Here is a 15,412-nt window from a genome sequence, read left to right on the forward strand (position 1 = left end):
CCGCTAATTCAAGGAACAGGAAGCTTTAATGAACGAACAACAGATTTTGTTGGCTTTTGGCGGTATTGGCGTGGCCGCACTCGGCTGCCAGTGGCTGGCCTGGCGCCTGAAACTGCCAGCGATTCTGTTTCTTCTGCTGAGCGGGATTCTGGCAGGGCCGATACTCGGATGGCTCGACCCGCAGGAAATGTTCGGCCCTCTGTTGATGCCATTGGTGTCGTTGGCCGTGGCGCTGATCCTGTTTGAGGGCAGCCTGACCCTGCACCTGTCGGAATGGAAGGAAATCGGCAGCGTCGTCCACCGGCTGGTCACCGTCGGCGCACTCTCGACCTGGGCGGTGATCACTCTGGCCACCCACTGGCTGCTGGGTTTTGACTGGATGCTGGCGCTGCTGTTCGGCACGCTGACACTGGTCACCGGCCCGACGGTGATCGTGCCCATGCTGCGTGTGGTGCGCCCTAAAGCCTCCATCGCCAACATCCTGCGCTGGGAAGGCATCGTCATCGACCCGATTGGCGCGCTGCTGGCGGTAGTGGTGTATAGCTTCATCATCGCCAGCGCATCAGGCGACGGCTTGAGCCACAGCCTGCTGACCTTCGGCGGCGTTATCCTTTGCGGCAGCCTGTTCGGCATCGCCGGTGGCTGGGTACTGGGGCAGATCATGCGCCGCCAGTGGTTGCCGGAATACCTGCATAACCTGGCGACACTAGCGGGCGTGCTGGGCATCTTCATCGCCTCCAACCAGGTGATGCATGAGTCCGGCCTGCTGGCGGTCACGCTGATGGGCATGTGGATGGCGAACATGAAAGGCGTGGATGTACGGCACATCCTGCACTTCAAGGAAAACCTCAGTGTGTTGCTGATTTCCGGGCTGTTCATCCTGCTGGCGGCACGCCTGGACCTGAACGCCATGATCGCCCTGGGCCCGTTCGTGTTGATCCTGCTGTTGATCATCCAATTCATTGCACGCCCATTGAACGTGGCGCTTTCGACCTTTGGCTCGGGCTTGAACTGGCGCGAGCGCGCGCTGCTGGCCTGGATCGCACCACGGGGTATCGTGGCGGCGGCGGTGTCAGCGATCTTTGCGATCCGCCTGGATGAGGCCGGCCACGAAGGTGCGTTGTTGCTGGTGCCGCTGACCTTTGCGGTGATCATCGGCACCGTGGTGCTGCAAAGCGCCACGGCGCGCCCCTTGGCCCGCCTGCTGAAAGTCGCTGAGCCGGCGCCCAGCGGCTTCCTGATCGTAGGTGCGAACGGCCCAGCGCGGGCGCTCGGCAAGGCGTTGCAGCAGTTGGGCAGCCGCGTACTGCTGACCGACTCAAGCTGGGAAAACATCCGCGCCAGTCGTATGGAAGGCTTGCCTACGTACTTCGGCAACCCGGCCTCCCAGCATGCCGAGTCCCATCTGGACCTGGTCGGCCTGGGTCATCTGCTTGCGCTCTCGCCTTCCGGCGAACTGAATGCCTTGGCCACCATGCGTTTTCGCCATGACTTCGGCCATCGCCTGTTCGCCCTGGCCAGCAGCCAAGAAAGCCGCCGCACCGACAAGCACAAGGCCAGCCATGAACACCGTGGCCACTTGCTGGGCAGCCAACCCTTGAGCTACACCAAATTGGCCAGCCTGCTGGGCCAAGGCGCCGAGTTGTACAGCACTAGCCTCACCGACGGCTTTGGCTGGGAGCAGTACCAGGCGTTGCACGGGGAGCGCGCCACCTTGCTGTTTGCCCGGGACACCAGCGGCTGGGTGCACGTGGTCTCGCCCGAGAGTAACTTGAAGCCTGTAGCGGGCTGGACCTTGCTGGCGGTGATTCAACCGCAGGCCAGCACCGCCGAGTAATCAGTCAACAAAGCCAGGCAGTACCGGGACAGGGCGTTTATCTGCGTCAATCGCGACGAAGCTGAACACGCCCTGGATCGCCTTTTCACGGCCATCAGCGCTCATGCTCTCCACGAACACCTCCACTTCGACCTTGAGGCTGGTGTTGCCGACTTTGATCACCCGACCGATCAGCTCAACGATAGAGCCGGCCGGGATCGCGTGGTTGAAGTCGATACGGTCGGTGGAGACCGTCACCAAAGGCAAGCGGCAGAAACGCGTGGCGGTGATGAACGACACTTCGTCCATCCATGCCAAGGCGGTGCCGCCGAACAGGGTGTTGTGGTGGTTGGTGGTGGGCGGGAACACGGCCTTGGTCACGTGGGTAACGGACAGGTCGGTGCGGCGCTGGATTTCTTCGAGGCGGGTGGTCATGGGTCAATACCAACAGATAGGCAAATTTCAGGCACAAAAAAGCAGCCCGTAGGCTGCTTTTTTCTGCATCGGGAAGCTGGACTTAAGCCAGTTTTTCCTTGATGCGAGCTGCTTTACCGGACAGGTCACGCAGGTAGTACAGCTTGGCTTTACGTACGTCACCGCGACGCTTAACGGCCATGCTGTCGATTTGCGGGCTGTAGGTCTGGAAAGTACGCTCTACGCCAACACCGTTGGAGATTTTACGAACAGTGAAAGCACTGTTCACACCACGGTTACGCTTGGCGATTACCACGCCTTCGAACGCTTGCAGACGCGAACGGTCGCCTTCCTTCACTTTCACCTGAACGACAATAGTGTCGCCCGGGGCAAAGGTAGGGATCTCTTTGGTCATCTGCTCTGCTTCGAGTGCAAGGATGATTTTGTTAGTCATGCTGTGCTCCTAAGGTAAGTCAATGGACCTACCATCGATACGTTGTTAACTATCGTCCCGCGCGAGGATGTATTCCTCGAGCAGCTTCTTCTCTTCTCCAGAAAGCGAGCGGCTTTCCAGAAGATCGGCGCGTCGTTCATAGGTCCGACCAAGGGACTGCTGTAAACGCCAACGCCGGATGTGTGCGTGATTGCCACTTAGCAATACGTCGGGAACACGCTGATCCACATACACCTCCGGACGGGTGTAGTGCGGGCAATCCAGCAAACCATCCGTGAAGGAATCTTCCTCCGCGGAGTCCGCATGCCCTAAAGCTCCGGGCAGCAGTCGTGTAACCGCATCTATCAGGACCATCGCCGGCAGCTCGCCGCCAGACAGGACATAGTCCCCAATCGACCACTCTTCATCGACATGAGCTTCAATAAAACGCTCGTCAATGCCTTCATAGCGACCGGCAATCAGGATCAAACTTTCCTCATTCGCCAGTTCGCGTACCGCCGCCTGTTTCAGCTGACGGCCTTGAGGGGACAGGTAAATTACCTTCGCCTTCTCCCCGGCGGCTGCCTTGGCCTGAACCAACGCATCTTCCAGGGGCTTGATCTTCATCACCATGCCCGGGCCACCGCCAAATGGGCGATCGTCCACAGTGTGATGTCGATCCGTCGTGTAGTCTCGCGGGTTCCAACAGGTGAGCTGCAACAGCCCCTGTTTCACCGCCCGACTGGTGATGCCGTACTCGCTGATGGCGGAAAACATCTCGGGAAACAAACTGATCACTTCAATGCGCAAATTAGCCACGCTTAGAAGTCCGCGTCCCATTCCACCTTCATCTCGCCTGCGGCCAGGTCGACGGCCAACACGCATTGCTCGGTATAGGGCAACAGGCGTTCACGGTCATCCAGGCTGCCAGCGCAAGGCTTGACCACCATTACATCATTGGCGCCGGTTTCCAGAAGATGATCGATTTTCCCCAGCAATTGCCCGAGTTGATCAATAACCTTCAGACCTTCCAGCTGGTACCAGTAGTACTCGCCGTCGGTCAATTCAGGGAACAGGTTGCGCGGCACGCAGATCTCATAACCGGCCAGAAGACGAGCTTCTTCACGGTCATCAAGACCCTTGAGCTTTGCGACCAGGAACTTGTCGCTCCCGCGTCCACTGACCAGCTCAACCTGCTTCACACTACCCTCGCGCTTGAGCGTCCAGGTCTTGTACTGCAACAGGTTTTCAGTCGGATCAGTAAAGGAATACACCTTCACTTCGCCGCGAACGCCATGAACAGAGTAAATCTTGCCGATAACGATCAAATCATCAGCAACAGCTGGCGTCGCGTTCATATTGCTCAGGCTGCGGCCTTAGCCGAGTCCTTCAACAGTTTTGCAACGCGCTCGGATGGCTGTGCGCCAACGCTCAGCCAGTAGGCTACGCGCTCTTGGTTCACGGACAGACGAACTTCTTGACCACGAGCAACAGGGTTGAAGAAACCAACCTGTTCCTTGTGCGAACCGTCACGCGGGTTGCGGCTGTCGGTTACGGTCAAGTGGTAAAACGGGCGCTTTTTGGAGCCGCCAAGGGCAAGACGGATTGTTAGCATGTGAACATCGTTCCTGTAGTCGGTGCTGCAAATCTAAATGCACAGCGGGCATAGGTGCCCGAAAGGCCGCATATTCTAAGGAATATCCGGACTTTTGCAAATGTCTTTTTCTGGCGCCTATCAGCGTGCCATTCAGATCTGCTATAGAGCCGTCGGTTAAAACGGCGAGTCAGCGCCCGCCAACGGCGGGTTTGCTGGAGATCCCACATCCTTGTGGGGCGGAGCAAAAGCAGGCTTTTGCTCGAATTCTTTACATCTTCGGCATGCCGCCGCCGGGCAACATACCGCCCATGCCGCGCATCATCTTGGCCATACCGCCCTTGGCGGAGAATTTCTTCATCATCTTCTGCATCTGCTTGTGCTGCTTGATCAAGCGACCGATGTCCTGCACCTGGGTGCCGGAACCCATGGCGATCCGGCGCTTGCGCGAACCGCTGATCAGCTCAGGGTCGCGGCGCTCGGCCGGGGTCATGGAGTTGATGATGGCTTCCATCTGCTTGAACTGCTTCTCTGCCGCGCCCTGGGCGTTGCCCATTTGCGCCAGGTTCACACCGCCGATGTTCGGCAGTTTGTCCATCAGGCCGCCGAGGCCGCCCATGTTCTTCATCTGTTGCAGCTGGTCGCGGAAGTCTTCGAGGTCGAAGCCCTTGCCCTTCTTCAGCTTCTTGGCCAGTTTGTCGGCCTTGTCCTTGTCGAGCGTGGCTTCGGCCTGCTCGATCAGGCTGAGCACGTCACCCATGCCGAGGATGCGCGAGGCGATACGCTCAGGGTGGAACGGCTCGAGCGCTTCGCTCTTCTCGCCCATACCGATGAACTTGATCGGCTTGCCAGTGATGGCACGTACCGACAGCGCAGCACCGCCACGGGCGTCGCCGTCGACCTTGGTGAGGATCACGCCGGTCAGCGGCAGTGCGTCACCAAAGGCCTTGGCGGTGTTGGCCGCATCCTGGCCGGTCATGGCGTCGACCACGAACAGGGTCTCGACCGGGTTGATCGCGGCATGCAGCGCCTTGATCTCGCCCATCATCTCTTCGTCGATGTGCAGGCGACCCGCGGTATCGACGATGACCACGTCAATGAACTTGAGTTTGGCTTCTTTAATAGCGGCGTTGGCGATGTCGACCGGCTTCTGGCTCAGGTCGGACGGAAAGAAGGTCACACCCACTTCGCCCGCGAGCATTTCCAACTGCTTGATGGCCGCCGGACGGTACACGTCGGCCGACACCACCATCACGGATTTCTTCTTGCGCTCTTTAAGGAAGCGCGCCAGTTTGCCGGCGGTGGTGGTTTTACCCGCACCTTGCAAACCCGCCATCAGCACGACGGCTGGCGGCACGGCGCTGAGGTTCAGGTCTTCGTTGGCCGCGCCCATCAGGCTTTCGAGCTCGGCCTGGACGATCTTCACAAAGGCCTGGCCCGGAGTCAGGCTGCGGGACACTTCGGTGCCGACCGCACGTTCCTTGACCGAGTTGACGAAGTCCTTCACCACCGGCAAAGCCACGTCGGCTTCCAGCAACGCCATGCGCACTTCACGCAGGGTGTCTTTAATATTGTCCTCGGTCAGCTTGGCCTTGCCGGTAACGTGGCGCAGCGTCTGCGAGAGACGGTCAGTCAAGTTTTCAAACATGCGCGATCCTTTCAGGCCCTACTCATCGAAATGCAGGTAGACCGAGGTAATGGCGGCCCAGGCTGGGGGAAATCGCTATTAAAAACAGCGTTCGCCGAGCCTGCGGCGTGGGCAGGTCGCGGATTATAGCGAAGACTGCGCCCATGCACACCCGCTGTCTGGCCCGGGAGTCTTTCGTGCAACGCAGGTGTGTGCCAAACTCAACGCCTTTCGGGCTTGCCTACCAGGATTTATGCTCCCTTTGTCACCCAGTTTGCTACCCAGCCTCGCCGCCGCCATTTTGTATGCCGCTGCGACCCTCTACCAGGGCACTCGTCTGGCCCAAGGCGCCAAAGCGGACAAACGTCTGCTCGTCGGCCTTGGCGTGCTGGCCCTGCTGGCCCATGCCGCCAGCCTGTTCACCCACCTGATGACCCCGGTCGGCCTGGGCCTGGACTTTTTCAGCGCCGCCAGCCTGATCGCCGCGGCCGTCATCGCGCTGACGCTGCTGGCCTGCTACCGGATCCCAGTGGAGAACCTGCTGGTGCTGTTATTCCCCTTGGGAATGCTGACGGTGCTGCTGGCGCAGTTCACCCCCACCGGCACCGTACAGGTGATCGACGAGGAGCCGGGCATCCTCGCCCACATCCTGTTGTCGATCCTTGCCTACGGCATGTTTACCATCGCGGTGTTCCAGGCCCTGCTCCTGCTGTTGCAGGATCACCAGCTCAAGCACAAGCACCCGTCCGGGCTGATCAAGAACTTCCCGCCCCTGCAAACCATGGAAAGCCTGCTGTTCGGGTTCCTGTGGGCCGGCTGGACCCTGCTGTCGCTGTCGCTGATCTCCGGCTGGCTGTTCGTCGAAAACCTGTTTGCCCAGCACCTGGTGCATAAAACCTTGCTGGCGTGCCTGGCGTGGGTGGTGTTCAGCGTGCTGCTGTGGGGGCGCAACCGCCTCGGCTGGCGTGGGCACAAAGCCATTCGCTGGACCCTGGCCGGTTTCTGCCTGTTGATGCTGGCCTATTTCGGCAGCAAGCTGGTTCGCGAATACATCCTGCATATCTGACGGGCAGTGATCATGGACAACTTGCCCTTAGGGCCGATGCTCGCCGTAATTGCCCTGCTGATTTTGTGGGCGGCGCTGTTTACTGCCATAGAAGCTGCACAACAACACCTGCTGGCCCTGCGCCCAGGCACACGCCAGGGCGACAAGGCGGCTGCGCGCCTGAGCTTCCCGCGCCATAGCCTGATCCTGTGCAACAGCCTGTGCCGCGCCGCCGTGGTGATTCTTTGCACGCTGCTGGCGATCTATGCCTGGGCAGAGAACGGGCCCTGGCTGGGCTGGCTGATTTCCTGCGCAGCGCTGCTGGTACTGGCCGATTACCTGCCACGCACCCTGGCCACCCGTCATCCGCAAGCAGTGCTGGGCTTTGGCAATACATTGCTGGGCGTGCCGCTGAAAATCCTCTACCCCCTGGCCTGGCTGCTCAATGGCGTCAGCCTGCTGTTATTGCGCCCGTTTGCACGCAAATCCGGCGTGGTCAAAAACAGCGACGAGCCCCTGCCCGACCATGACGACGACCCAGAGCCCGACACCGACGCCGACCGCACGCCCGGCCTGCCCGGCATCCATGCCCTGGACAACATCACGGTCAATGACATCCTGGTGCCGCGCAGTGAAGTGGACGGCATCAACCTGGATGAGCCGATAGAGGACATCATCGAACAGTTGCGCACCTCGCCGCGCACCCGCCTGCCGGTGTTCCACAGCGACATCAACCAGGTGCAGGCCGTGCTCAATACCCGGCAGGTCCAACACCTGCTGCCTGACGCCAGCCTGACCAAAGAGGCCCTGCTCGCCGCCTGCCACGAGCCTTACTTCGTGCCGGAAAGCACGCCGTTGCAGCTGCAACTGCTGAACTTCCATAAACAGCAGCGGCGCCTGGGCATGGTGGTGGACGAGTACGGTGAAGTGCTGGGCATTGTCACCCTGGAAGATATTCTGGAAGAGATCGTCGGCGAATTCGAAAGCGATCAGGCGGTGGATAACCCGCATATCGAAGCCCAGCCCGATGGTCGCTACATCATCGACGGCGCCGCCTCGATCCGCGAACTGAACAAAAGCCTGGGCTGGCACCTGCCCAGCGACGGCCCCAAGACCCTCAACGGCCTGGTCACCGAGGCGCTGGAGACCATTCCCGATTGCGCGGTGTGCCTGAAAGTCGGCCGCTATCGCCTGGAAATCCTCGAGACCGAGGACAACCGGGTGAGCAAGGTGTTGATCTGGCATACCAGCCACGTGCCAGTCGCAGCCTGACTCCAACAGGCTGAACCCGGTCACTGTGGGAGCTGGCTTGCCTGCGATAGCATCACTGCGGTGTGACTGACACACCTAAGTGCCTGCATCGCGGGCAAGCCCGGCTCCCACACAAGCCAGCTCCCACATTGATCCAGTTCCAGGCCATAGATCCTCGCCAGCCCCTTGTTGGATCCTTAGCCCCCTTCCTATAATCCCTGCGGCTTACCCAAGCCCCGCCCGACCGCGTGCTACCCGCACCCAGCGTGTCCTGGCACCGCCTTACCATGTCCGACCGGTGTTTGCTCCCATCCCGAGCCGCCCCGCGCACAGCCCTGATCCATGGGTGTTCGACCAATAATAATCCGCGTCCAAACGCGCAATAACCGTCAGGGATAACGTCATGAGCACCACCTACCAAGAGGCCGCGAGCGCCGCCCCAGCCAACTCGACCGCCCGCGTCGCCACGGCGAGCATCGTCGGCACCGCCATTGAGTTCTACGATTTCTACATCTACGCCACGGCTGCCGCCTTGGTGATCGGCCCGGTGTTCTTCCCCCAGACCTCCGGCACCGCGCAGATGCTGGCGTCGTTCCTGACCTTCGGCATCGCCTTTATCGCCCGCCCGTTGGGGTCGGCGTTGTTCGGCCACTTCGGCGACCGTATCGGCCGTAAATCCACCCTGGTGGCTTCTCTGCTATTGATGGGTGTATGTACCACCTTGATCGGCTTGCTGCCGGGCTACGACAGCATCGGCGCCTGGGCGCCGATTCTCTTGTGTGTTTTGCGCTTCGGCCAAGGCCTGGGCCTGGGTGGGGAATGGGGTGGCGCGGCCTTGCTGGCGACCGAGAACGCGCCCAAGGGCAAGCGCGCCTGGTTCGGCATGTTCCCGCAACTGGGCCCGTCGATTGGCTTCCTGGCGGCCAACGGCTTGTTCCTGATCTTGGCCATGAGCCTGAATGACGAACAATTCCGCAGCTGGGGCTGGCGCATTCCGTTCATTCTCAGTGCCGCGCTGGTGATGGTGGGCCTGTATGCGCGCCTCAAACTGCATGAGACGCCGGTATTCGCCAATGCCGTGGCCAAGGAAAAACCGGTGAAAGTGCCGCTGGTGGAACTGTTCAGCCAGCATTGGCTGCCGGTACTGCTGGGCGCCGCGTCGATGGTGGTGTGCTACGCGCTGTTCTATATCACTACGGCGTTTTCGTTGAGCTACGGCGTTTCCACCTTGGGCTACAGCCGTGAAACCTTCCTCGCCCTTTTGTGCTTTGCGGTGTTGTTCATGGGGCTGGCAACGCCATTGGCCGCCTTGGCCAGTGATCGCTACGGGCGCAAGCCGGTGTTGATCGCCGGTGCGGTCCTGGCGATTCTGTCGGGCTTTACCATGGAGCCGCTGCTGACCCATGGCTCGACCTGGGCCGTGGCGCTGTTCCTGGCGCTGGAGCTGTTTTTGATGGGCGTGACCTTCGCACCAATGGGCGCCCTGCTGCCGGAATTGTTCCCGACGCGTGTGCGTTATACCGGCGCTTCGGCAGCGTATAACCTGGGTGGGATCGTGGGGGCATCGGCGGCACCCTTCTTCGCGACCAAGCTGGTGGCGATGGGTGGTTTGAGTTATGTCGGGGGGTATGTGTCGGCGGCAGCGTTGCTGAGTTTGATTGCGGTGCTGTGCCTGAAAGAGACGCGGGATAATGACTTGAACAAGGTCACCTGACCCCATGCTCGTTCCCACGCTCTGCGTGGGAACGAGCGTGGCGGCTTAGAGTTCTACAACGACAGCCTTGGAAGCACGGGTCGCTTTAGCCCGAGCCGCTTCAATCGACTCATCCCGCGCCAACGCCACGCCCATGCGGCGCTGGCCGTTCACTTCGGGTTTGCCAAACAGACGCAACGCTGTATCCGGCTCGCTCAGCGCGGCGCCGAGGTTGGCGAATGCGGTCTGGGTGGACTGCCCTTCCACCAGAATCACCGCCGACGCCGAAGGCCCGAACTGACGGATCAACGGGATCGGCAGGCCGAGGATGGCGCGAGCGTGCAAGGCGAACTGCGACAGGTCCTGGGAAATCAGGGTTACCAGGCCAGTGTCATGGGGGCGCGGCGACACTTCGCTGAACCACACCTGATCGCCCTTGATGAACAATTCCACACCAAACAGACCACGACCGCCCAAGGCTTCGGTTACCGCCTTGGCAACGCGCTCGGATTCCGCCAAGGCAATGGGGCTCATGGCCTGCGGCTGCCAGGATTCCTGATAATCGCCCTTCTCCTGGCGATGCCCCACCGGCGCGCAGAAGGTGGTGCCGCCGATGTGGCGCACGGTCAGCAGGGTGATTTCGTAGTCGAAGTCGATAAAACCTTCGATGATCACCCGGCCCTTGCCGGCACGCCCGCCCTCTTGGGCGTAGTCCCAGGCTTTCTGCACGTCGTCGGCGCTGCGCAGCAGGCTCTGGCCCTTGCCCGACGAACTCATCACCGGCTTGACCACGCACGGGAAGCCCAGGTCCTGGACGGCCTTGCTGTAGTCTTCGAAGGTGTCGGCGAAGTGATATGGCGAGGTCGGCAGGTCCAGCTCTTCGGCGGCCAGGCGACGGATGCCTTCACGGTTCATGGTCAGCGACGTGGCGCGGGCGGTGGGAATCACGGTGAAGCCTTCGGCCTCCAGCTCAACCAATGTCGCGGTGGCAATGGCTTCGATTTCCGGCACGATGAAGTGCGGCTTTTCCGCCTCGATCACAGCGCGCAAAGCGGCACCGTCGAGCATGTTGATCACATGGCTACGGTGCGCCACCTGCATGGCCGGCGCGTTGGCGTAGCGATCCACGGCAATCACTTCAACGCCCAGGCGCTGCAGTTCGATTACCACTTCCTTGCCCAGCTCACCGCAGCCACACAGCAAAACGCGGGTCGCGGTTGGCGACAATGGAGTTCCGATTCGGGTCATCTCAGGTCCTCAGGGGAGCGGATCATGGGGGAGAAAGGCCGGCATTTTACATGAACTGTAAAAATTGGCCTCAGTTGGCGACGGCCCGCCGGCGGATGCGCCAGGCCATGATCAGCCAGACCACGGTGACCCCGGCGAATTTGGACACCAGTGCAGTGCCCGCCACCGCTGGCGTCAGTGCGCCGATCAGGCCGAAAAAGATAAAGGTATCGAGGGGAATGCTCAGCGCCGAACTTATCCACAGGCGGTCATGCAGCGGGCGCTTGGTGATGCTGAACACCAGCCAGTCGATGCACTCGGACACTGCAAACGCCGTGGCACTGGCCAGGGCGATGGACGGGTCGGAGGTGATATAGGACAGCACCAGCGCCGCCAGCATGGCGATGATTGCGCCATGGCCGAAGCGGGTTTGCACCATGTCGCGCAGGATAAATACCAGGCCGCCCCAGGCGGACCAGATAACGTCCAGGTGCGGGGCGGTGGAGAAGGCGAAGTTGATCAGCACGACGCTGCTGATGTAGGCGATCAGGAAAAACATGGGGCAGAAAACCTGTAGGAGCGAGCTCGCTCGCGAAAAACGTTAACGATGACGCGGGGCACCTGACTATACGCGGTGTTTTTGGGTTTTTCGCGAGCAAGCTCGCTCCTACAGGGCGGGGGCTGTCAGGCGCCGGATTTCCCAGGGGTCATCCACATCATCCCACTCGCCACCGCCCGCTCATGGCACAACCCCAGCACCACCCGGCGCTCGGCGTTGTCCATGCGGCTCCAGCGCGTGATCTCATCCACATTGCGCTGGCAGCCGGTGCAGATATCGTCATCATCCAGCGCGCAAATGCTCACGCAGGGCGAGGCGACCGGTCGTTCAATTGTGCTCATTCCTGCTGCTCAGCCAGGTCACGGGCATAACGCTGCGAGTTGTGCACATAGTGCGCGGCGCTGGCTTCGAGCATGCGCTTTTGCGCCTCGGTCAGCTCACGCACCACTTTGCCTGGCGAGCCCATGACGAGCGAGCCGTCGGGGATTTCCTTGCCCTCACCGATCAGCGAATTGGCGCCGATGATGCAGTGCTTGCCGATCTTGGCGCCGTTGAGGATCACTGCGTTGATGCCGATCAGGCTGTAGTCGTCGACGGTGCAACCGTGCAGCATGGCGTTATGACCAATGGTCACGCCGGTGCCGAGGGTCAGCGGGTAGCCCATGTCGGTGTGCATCACGCTGCCGTCCTGCACGTTGCTGTTCTTGCCGATCAGGATCAGCTCGTTATCGCCACGCAACACCGCGTTAAACCAGACGTTGGCGCCCTCCTCCAGCTTGACCTTGCCCACCAAAGTGGCATTAGGCGCCACCCAGCTGTGGGGGTGCGTCTCGACGCGGGCGTCGCCCAGGCGGTATTTCATGGTTTTTTCCTCACGGCTTGCCATTTGAACGATGGCTTATAGATTGATGAAGCTCTTGGGCGGCTGGTGCAGGCTGATCTGGGCATCGTCATAGAGCAGGTTGATCAGCTCGACGATCATGATTGCTGTCAGCCCCCAGATTTTGTATTCGCCGAACCGGTAGCTGGGCACATACCAACTGCGGCCCTGGTAATCAATGCGGTGGGTATGTTCGCGTGGGTCCTGTCGGAAAAAGTCCAAAGGCACGCTGAAAACGGCGGCAATCTCGGCGTCGTTGGCCAGGTATTCGACGTAATCGGGGATCACGCCCACATAGGGGGTTACGCGGATGCCGTGCAGGGAAATCAGCGGGCTCAACGGGCCGATGACTTCAACCAGCCCCGGCGGCAGGCCGATTTCTTCTTCGGCTTCGCGCAAGGCGGTAAAGATCAGGTCCGGGTCTTCGGGGTCGCGGCGCCCGCCAGGAAAGGCCACTTCGCCCCCGTGGGTCGACAGCCCGCTGGCGCGCAGGGTCAGGATCAGCTCGGGTTCGTCACTGCGGGTAATCGGCACCAGCACCGCCGCCTCGGGGAAACGCCCGTCGGTTTCCAGGGTGTGGGGGGTGTGATTGCTTACCCGGCGAAGTAGCTCGTCCAGCATGAGTCATCTCGGTCTGTTGGCTACCTTGCATCATGCACCAAAGCGTGCGAGCGCCCAACCCCAAAACCGCAGGGCTGTCGCGAAACGACAACTTGCAGGAACGCCCGGCACCGAGCCAAGATGTGCCCATTGTCCAGGAACCCCAGCATGAATTTCTGCAGCCAGTGCGGCAAACCGGTGACCCAACGCATTCCCGAAGGCGACGCACGCCTGCGTTATGTATGCGACCACTGCTCGACCATTCATTACCAGAACCCCAATATCGTCGCCGGTACCGTGCCGGTGTGGGGCGACCAAGTGCTGCTGTGCCGCCGCGCCATCGAGCCACGCCTGGGTTACTGGACCCTGCCCGCAGGCTTTATGGAAAATGGCGAGACCGTCGAACAGGCCGCCATGCGCGAAACCCTGGAAGAGGCCTGCGCCCGGGTGCGTAACCTGAGCCTCTATACCCTGATCAATGTGCCGCACATCAGCCAGGTGCATATCTTCTACCGCGCCGAACTGATCGACCTGGACTTCGCCGCAGGCCAGGAAAGCCTGGAAGTGAGGCTGTTCGACGAAGCCGATATCCCTTGGTCCGAGCTGGCTTTCCGCACGGTCGGGCGTACCTTAGAATGCTTCTTCGCTGACCGTCGCCAACAGGCCTACCCGGTGCGCAGCGAGTCCGTGCCACCGCTGTCCAAGCCCGCCCAATAACAAGCCGGCCAATGTCGCCAAAGGGATACCGTTTCAATGCGTTGGTTGCTTGCTCTGATCTGCCTGTCGTTCGCCACGCTGTCCCCGGCCTCCACGGTGCAAACCCTTGGCGGTAAAACGGTCGAGAAAGTCCTGGTACTCAAGTCCGCCCACCAGTTGCAGTTGATCAACGACGGCAAGCCGCTCAAGACCTATCGCATTTCCCTGGGCAAGAACCCCAAGGGCCACAAGCTGATCGAAGGCGACCGCCGCACCCCCGAAGGCCTCTACTGGATCGACTGGCGCAAGACCAGCGACCGCTTCAACCTGGCCATGCACATTTCCTACCCCAACATCAGCGACGCCGCCCGCGCCCGCCGCGACGGCGTGAAGCCGGGCAGCATGATCATGATCCACGGCACCCCCGACACCGAAGACTACCCGGAACAGTGGTTTCACACCCTGGACTGGACCGACGGCTGCATCGGCATGCGCAACGTGGATATGCGCGAAGTGTGGAACCTGGTCAAAGACGGCACCCTCATCGAGATTCGGCCGTAATCCCACGCCGTTCGTAAAATAATTCGAAAATAATTCCTGCCCCAGGCAGCGCCTGCCGGTGAATACCAGTTCACCGCGCGGGACCCTGCACTTGTGCGCGCCACAAAGACCTCTCTAATACCACTTGATACCAAGCCCCATTAAAGCGCCCTGAAACCGGGATTCGCACCGTTTTGGTAGCATTGACATGGTATTTAAGTGGTATTAGTTTTCGGCCATTACCGGGCGACAACACTCCAATAACGCATCGGAAACCTGACAGATGAACCCCATCCTGGCCCTGCGCCCCGACGACAAGCAATCCACGCCGCTGTACCTGCAACTGGCCCGCAGCCTTGAAGCAGCGATCCATGCCGGCCAGTGGAAATCCGAACAGGCCCTGCCTTCGGAACGCGCCCTCAGCGAGCAGTTGAGCATCTCGCGGGTCACCGCCCGTAAAGCGCTGGAAGTGTTGCTGGCTCAAGGCCTGATCCGTCGCAGCCAAGGCTCCGGCACTTTCATTACGCCGCGCCTGGAACAACCCTTGTCCCGCCTGTCGGGGTTCAGCGAAATGCTGCGGCTCAAGGGGTTTGTGCCCACGTCCCAGTGGTTGGAACGCGACATCACCCCGCCGACCCACGAAGAACTGATCCGCCTGGGCCTGTCGCCCACCGACAAAGTGGCGCGCCTCAAGCGCCTGCGCAAAGCCGATGACACGGTGATGGCGATCGAAATGACCGCCATGCCGGCGTCGGTGTTGCCCCATCCCCAGGCCATCGGCAATTCGTTGTACGAATACCTGGAAAGCATCGGCAAGCCCATCGTGCGCGCCTTGCAGCATATCCAGGCGATCAATGCCTCGGACGAGTTCGCCGCACTGGTGGGCATCGCCCCCGGCACCGCCATGCTGCTGATGACCCGCGTGGGCTACACCGCCGACAACACGCCGATTGAAATCACCGACACCTATTGCCGCAACGATTACTACGACTTTGTCGCAGAGCTGCGCCGCCATGACTACTCCGCCTGAATGCGAA

The 15,412-nt window shown here is 60.8% G+C and carries 18 protein-coding genes; 7 read left to right on the top strand and 11 right to left on the bottom strand.

Features of this window, described 5'->3' with window-relative positions; genetic code table 11:
- Positions 1-28 precede the first annotated feature (28 nt).
- Positions 29-1,837 (top strand): cation:proton antiporter, encoded by a 1,809-nt coding sequence (locus ACWHXD_RS25315; RefSeq protein ID WP_032895429.1) that lies wholly within the window; start codon positions 29-31, stop codon positions 1,835-1,837.
- On the opposite strand, the gene ACWHXD_RS25320 is transcribed toward ACWHXD_RS25315, so the two are convergent.
- The 6 genes from ACWHXD_RS25320 to ffh all read right to left on the bottom strand — a co-directional run bounded on the left by ACWHXD_RS25320 (position 1,838) and on the right by ffh (position 5,905).
- Positions 1,838-2,251, bottom strand: coding sequence for an acyl-CoA thioesterase (locus tag ACWHXD_RS25320; RefSeq protein ID WP_003193963.1), 414 nt, complete (start codon positions 2,249-2,251; stop codon positions 1,838-1,840).
- 82 nt (positions 2,252-2,333) lie between these two features.
- On the bottom strand, positions 2,334-2,684 hold the full coding sequence (gene rplS / locus ACWHXD_RS25325; RefSeq protein ID WP_003175895.1) for a 50S ribosomal protein L19: 351 nt from the start codon (positions 2,682-2,684) through the stop codon (positions 2,334-2,336).
- 45 nt (positions 2,685-2,729) lie between these two features.
- The gene (gene trmD, locus ACWHXD_RS25330; protein WP_153475158.1) at positions 2,730-3,503 is read right to left on the bottom strand and encodes a tRNA (guanosine(37)-N1)-methyltransferase TrmD; all 774 of its coding nucleotides are present in this window, start codon (positions 3,501-3,503) and stop codon (positions 2,730-2,732) included.
- Entirely contained in the window at positions 3,485-4,021 is a 537-nt protein-coding gene (rimM, locus tag ACWHXD_RS25335) for a ribosome maturation factor RimM (RefSeq protein ID WP_003175898.1), read from the bottom strand. The genes trmD and rimM overlap by 19 nt, the downstream gene beginning before the upstream one ends.
- A 5-nt stretch (positions 4,022-4,026) precedes the next feature.
- Positions 4,027-4,278, bottom strand: coding sequence for a 30S ribosomal protein S16 (gene rpsP, locus ACWHXD_RS25340; RefSeq protein WP_003175899.1), 252 nt, complete (start codon positions 4,276-4,278; stop codon positions 4,027-4,029).
- A 250-nt stretch (positions 4,279-4,528) separates the two neighbouring features.
- A complete protein-coding gene (gene ffh / locus ACWHXD_RS25345) occupies positions 4,529-5,905 on the bottom strand; it encodes a signal recognition particle protein (protein ID WP_003193965.1) in 1,377 nt (458 codons plus the stop codon).
- A 232-nt stretch (positions 5,906-6,137) separates the two neighbouring features.
- Between ffh and ACWHXD_RS25350 the strand changes: the two genes are divergently transcribed.
- The 3 genes from ACWHXD_RS25350 (at position 6,138) to ACWHXD_RS25360 (ending at position 9,894) form a co-directional block, all read left to right on the top strand.
- Positions 6,138-6,950: a cytochrome C assembly family protein gene (locus ACWHXD_RS25350; protein WP_003193966.1), complete on the top strand. Its 813-nt coding sequence runs from the start codon at positions 6,138-6,140 to the stop codon at positions 6,948-6,950.
- Positions 6,951-6,962: 12 nt separating this feature from the next.
- A complete protein-coding gene (locus ACWHXD_RS25355; protein WP_138762251.1) occupies positions 6,963-8,201 on the top strand; it encodes a transporter associated domain-containing protein in 1,239 nt (412 codons plus the stop codon).
- A gap of 382 nt (positions 8,202-8,583) precedes the next feature.
- On the top strand, positions 8,584-9,894 hold the full coding sequence (locus ACWHXD_RS25360) for an MFS transporter (protein ID WP_138762250.1): 1,311 nt from the start codon (positions 8,584-8,586) through the stop codon (positions 9,892-9,894).
- Between the two features lie 45 nt (positions 9,895-9,939).
- Here the strand turns inward: ACWHXD_RS25360 and purT are convergent, their stop codons facing one another.
- The 5 genes from purT to ACWHXD_RS25385 all read right to left on the bottom strand — a co-directional run bounded on the left by purT (position 9,940) and on the right by ACWHXD_RS25385 (position 13,160).
- On the bottom strand, positions 9,940-11,121 hold the full coding sequence (gene purT / locus ACWHXD_RS25365) for a formate-dependent phosphoribosylglycinamide formyltransferase (RefSeq protein WP_017139720.1): 1,182 nt from the start codon (positions 11,119-11,121) through the stop codon (positions 9,940-9,942).
- A 70-nt stretch (positions 11,122-11,191) separates the two neighbouring features.
- A complete protein-coding gene (locus ACWHXD_RS25370; protein ID WP_003193971.1) occupies positions 11,192-11,659 on the bottom strand; it encodes a preQ0 transporter in 468 nt (155 codons plus the stop codon).
- 125 nt (positions 11,660-11,784) lie between these two features.
- Positions 11,785-12,000: a DUF1289 domain-containing protein gene (locus tag ACWHXD_RS25375; RefSeq protein WP_003193973.1), complete on the bottom strand. Its 216-nt coding sequence runs from the start codon at positions 11,998-12,000 to the stop codon at positions 11,785-11,787.
- Complete coding sequence (locus ACWHXD_RS25380; RefSeq protein ID WP_032895426.1) at positions 11,997-12,521, bottom strand: gamma carbonic anhydrase family protein; 525 nt, start codon at positions 12,519-12,521, stop codon at positions 11,997-11,999. Before ACWHXD_RS25380 ends, ACWHXD_RS25375 begins: the two co-directional genes overlap by 4 nt.
- A gap of 36 nt (positions 12,522-12,557) precedes the next feature.
- Positions 12,558-13,160 carry a CoA pyrophosphatase gene (locus ACWHXD_RS25385; protein ID WP_098950462.1) on the bottom strand — a complete coding sequence of 201 codons (603 nt, stop codon included), beginning with the start codon at positions 13,158-13,160 and terminating at the stop codon, positions 12,558-12,560.
- Between the two features lie 147 nt (positions 13,161-13,307).
- Here ACWHXD_RS25385 and ACWHXD_RS25390 point away from each other — a divergent pair, with 147 nt between their 5' ends.
- The 3 genes from ACWHXD_RS25390 (at position 13,308) to ACWHXD_RS25400 (ending at position 15,405) form a co-directional block, all read left to right on the top strand.
- Positions 13,308-13,856 carry an NUDIX hydrolase gene (locus ACWHXD_RS25390; RefSeq protein ID WP_057975073.1) on the top strand — a complete coding sequence of 183 codons (549 nt, stop codon included), beginning with the start codon at positions 13,308-13,310 and terminating at the stop codon, positions 13,854-13,856.
- 36 nt (positions 13,857-13,892) lie between these two features.
- Positions 13,893-14,396, top strand: a complete 504-nt coding sequence (locus tag ACWHXD_RS25395; protein WP_138762249.1) for a L,D-transpeptidase family protein — start codon at positions 13,893-13,895, stop codon at positions 14,394-14,396.
- Between the two features lie 262 nt (positions 14,397-14,658).
- Positions 14,659-15,405, top strand: a complete 747-nt coding sequence (locus ACWHXD_RS25400) for a GntR family transcriptional regulator (RefSeq protein WP_032895423.1) — start codon at positions 14,659-14,661, stop codon at positions 15,403-15,405.
- The last annotated feature ends 7 nt before the right edge of the window (positions 15,406-15,412 follow it).

It is taken from the genome of Pseudomonas fjordensis (assembly GCF_976987115.1).

Excerpts from the sequence above, each read along its gene's own strand:
- ACWHXD_RS25315 (WP_032895429.1), top strand. The coding sequence starts at position 29 with ATGAACGAACAACAGATTTTGTTGGCTTTTGGCGGTATTGGCGTGGCC.
- ACWHXD_RS25320 (WP_003193963.1), bottom strand. The coding sequence starts at position 2,251 with ATGACCACCCGCCTCGAAGAAATCCAGCGCCGCACCGACCTGTCCGTT.
- rplS (WP_003175895.1), bottom strand. The coding sequence starts at position 2,684 with ATGACTAACAAAATCATCCTTGCACTCGAAGCAGAGCAGATGACCAAA.
- trmD (WP_153475158.1), bottom strand. The coding sequence starts at position 3,503 with ATGGGACGCGGACTTCTAAGCGTGGCTAATTTGCGCATTGAAGTGATC.
- rimM (WP_003175898.1), bottom strand. The coding sequence starts at position 4,021 with ATGAACGCGACGCCAGCTGTTGCTGATGATTTGATCGTTATCGGCAAG.
- rpsP (WP_003175899.1), bottom strand. The coding sequence starts at position 4,278 with ATGCTAACAATCCGTCTTGCCCTTGGCGGCTCCAAAAAGCGCCCGTTT.
- ffh (WP_003193965.1), bottom strand. The coding sequence starts at position 5,905 with ATGTTTGAAAACTTGACTGACCGTCTCTCGCAGACGCTGCGCCACGTT.
- ACWHXD_RS25350 (WP_003193966.1), top strand. The coding sequence starts at position 6,138 with ATGCTCCCTTTGTCACCCAGTTTGCTACCCAGCCTCGCCGCCGCCATT.
- ACWHXD_RS25355 (WP_138762251.1), top strand. The coding sequence starts at position 6,963 with ATGGACAACTTGCCCTTAGGGCCGATGCTCGCCGTAATTGCCCTGCTG.
- ACWHXD_RS25360 (WP_138762250.1), top strand. The coding sequence starts at position 8,584 with ATGAGCACCACCTACCAAGAGGCCGCGAGCGCCGCCCCAGCCAACTCG.
- purT (WP_017139720.1), bottom strand. The coding sequence starts at position 11,121 with ATGACCCGAATCGGAACTCCATTGTCGCCAACCGCGACCCGCGTTTTG.
- ACWHXD_RS25370 (WP_003193971.1), bottom strand. The coding sequence starts at position 11,659 with ATGTTTTTCCTGATCGCCTACATCAGCAGCGTCGTGCTGATCAACTTC.
- ACWHXD_RS25375 (WP_003193973.1), bottom strand. The coding sequence starts at position 12,000 with ATGAGCACAATTGAACGACCGGTCGCCTCGCCCTGCGTGAGCATTTGC.
- ACWHXD_RS25380 (WP_032895426.1), bottom strand. The coding sequence starts at position 12,521 with ATGAAATACCGCCTGGGCGACGCCCGCGTCGAGACGCACCCCCACAGC.
- ACWHXD_RS25385 (WP_098950462.1), bottom strand. The coding sequence starts at position 13,160 with ATGCTGGACGAGCTACTTCGCCGGGTAAGCAATCACACCCCCCACACC.
- ACWHXD_RS25390 (WP_057975073.1), top strand. The coding sequence starts at position 13,308 with ATGAATTTCTGCAGCCAGTGCGGCAAACCGGTGACCCAACGCATTCCC.
- ACWHXD_RS25395 (WP_138762249.1), top strand. The coding sequence starts at position 13,893 with ATGCGTTGGTTGCTTGCTCTGATCTGCCTGTCGTTCGCCACGCTGTCC.
- ACWHXD_RS25400 (WP_032895423.1), top strand. The coding sequence starts at position 14,659 with ATGAACCCCATCCTGGCCCTGCGCCCCGACGACAAGCAATCCACGCCG.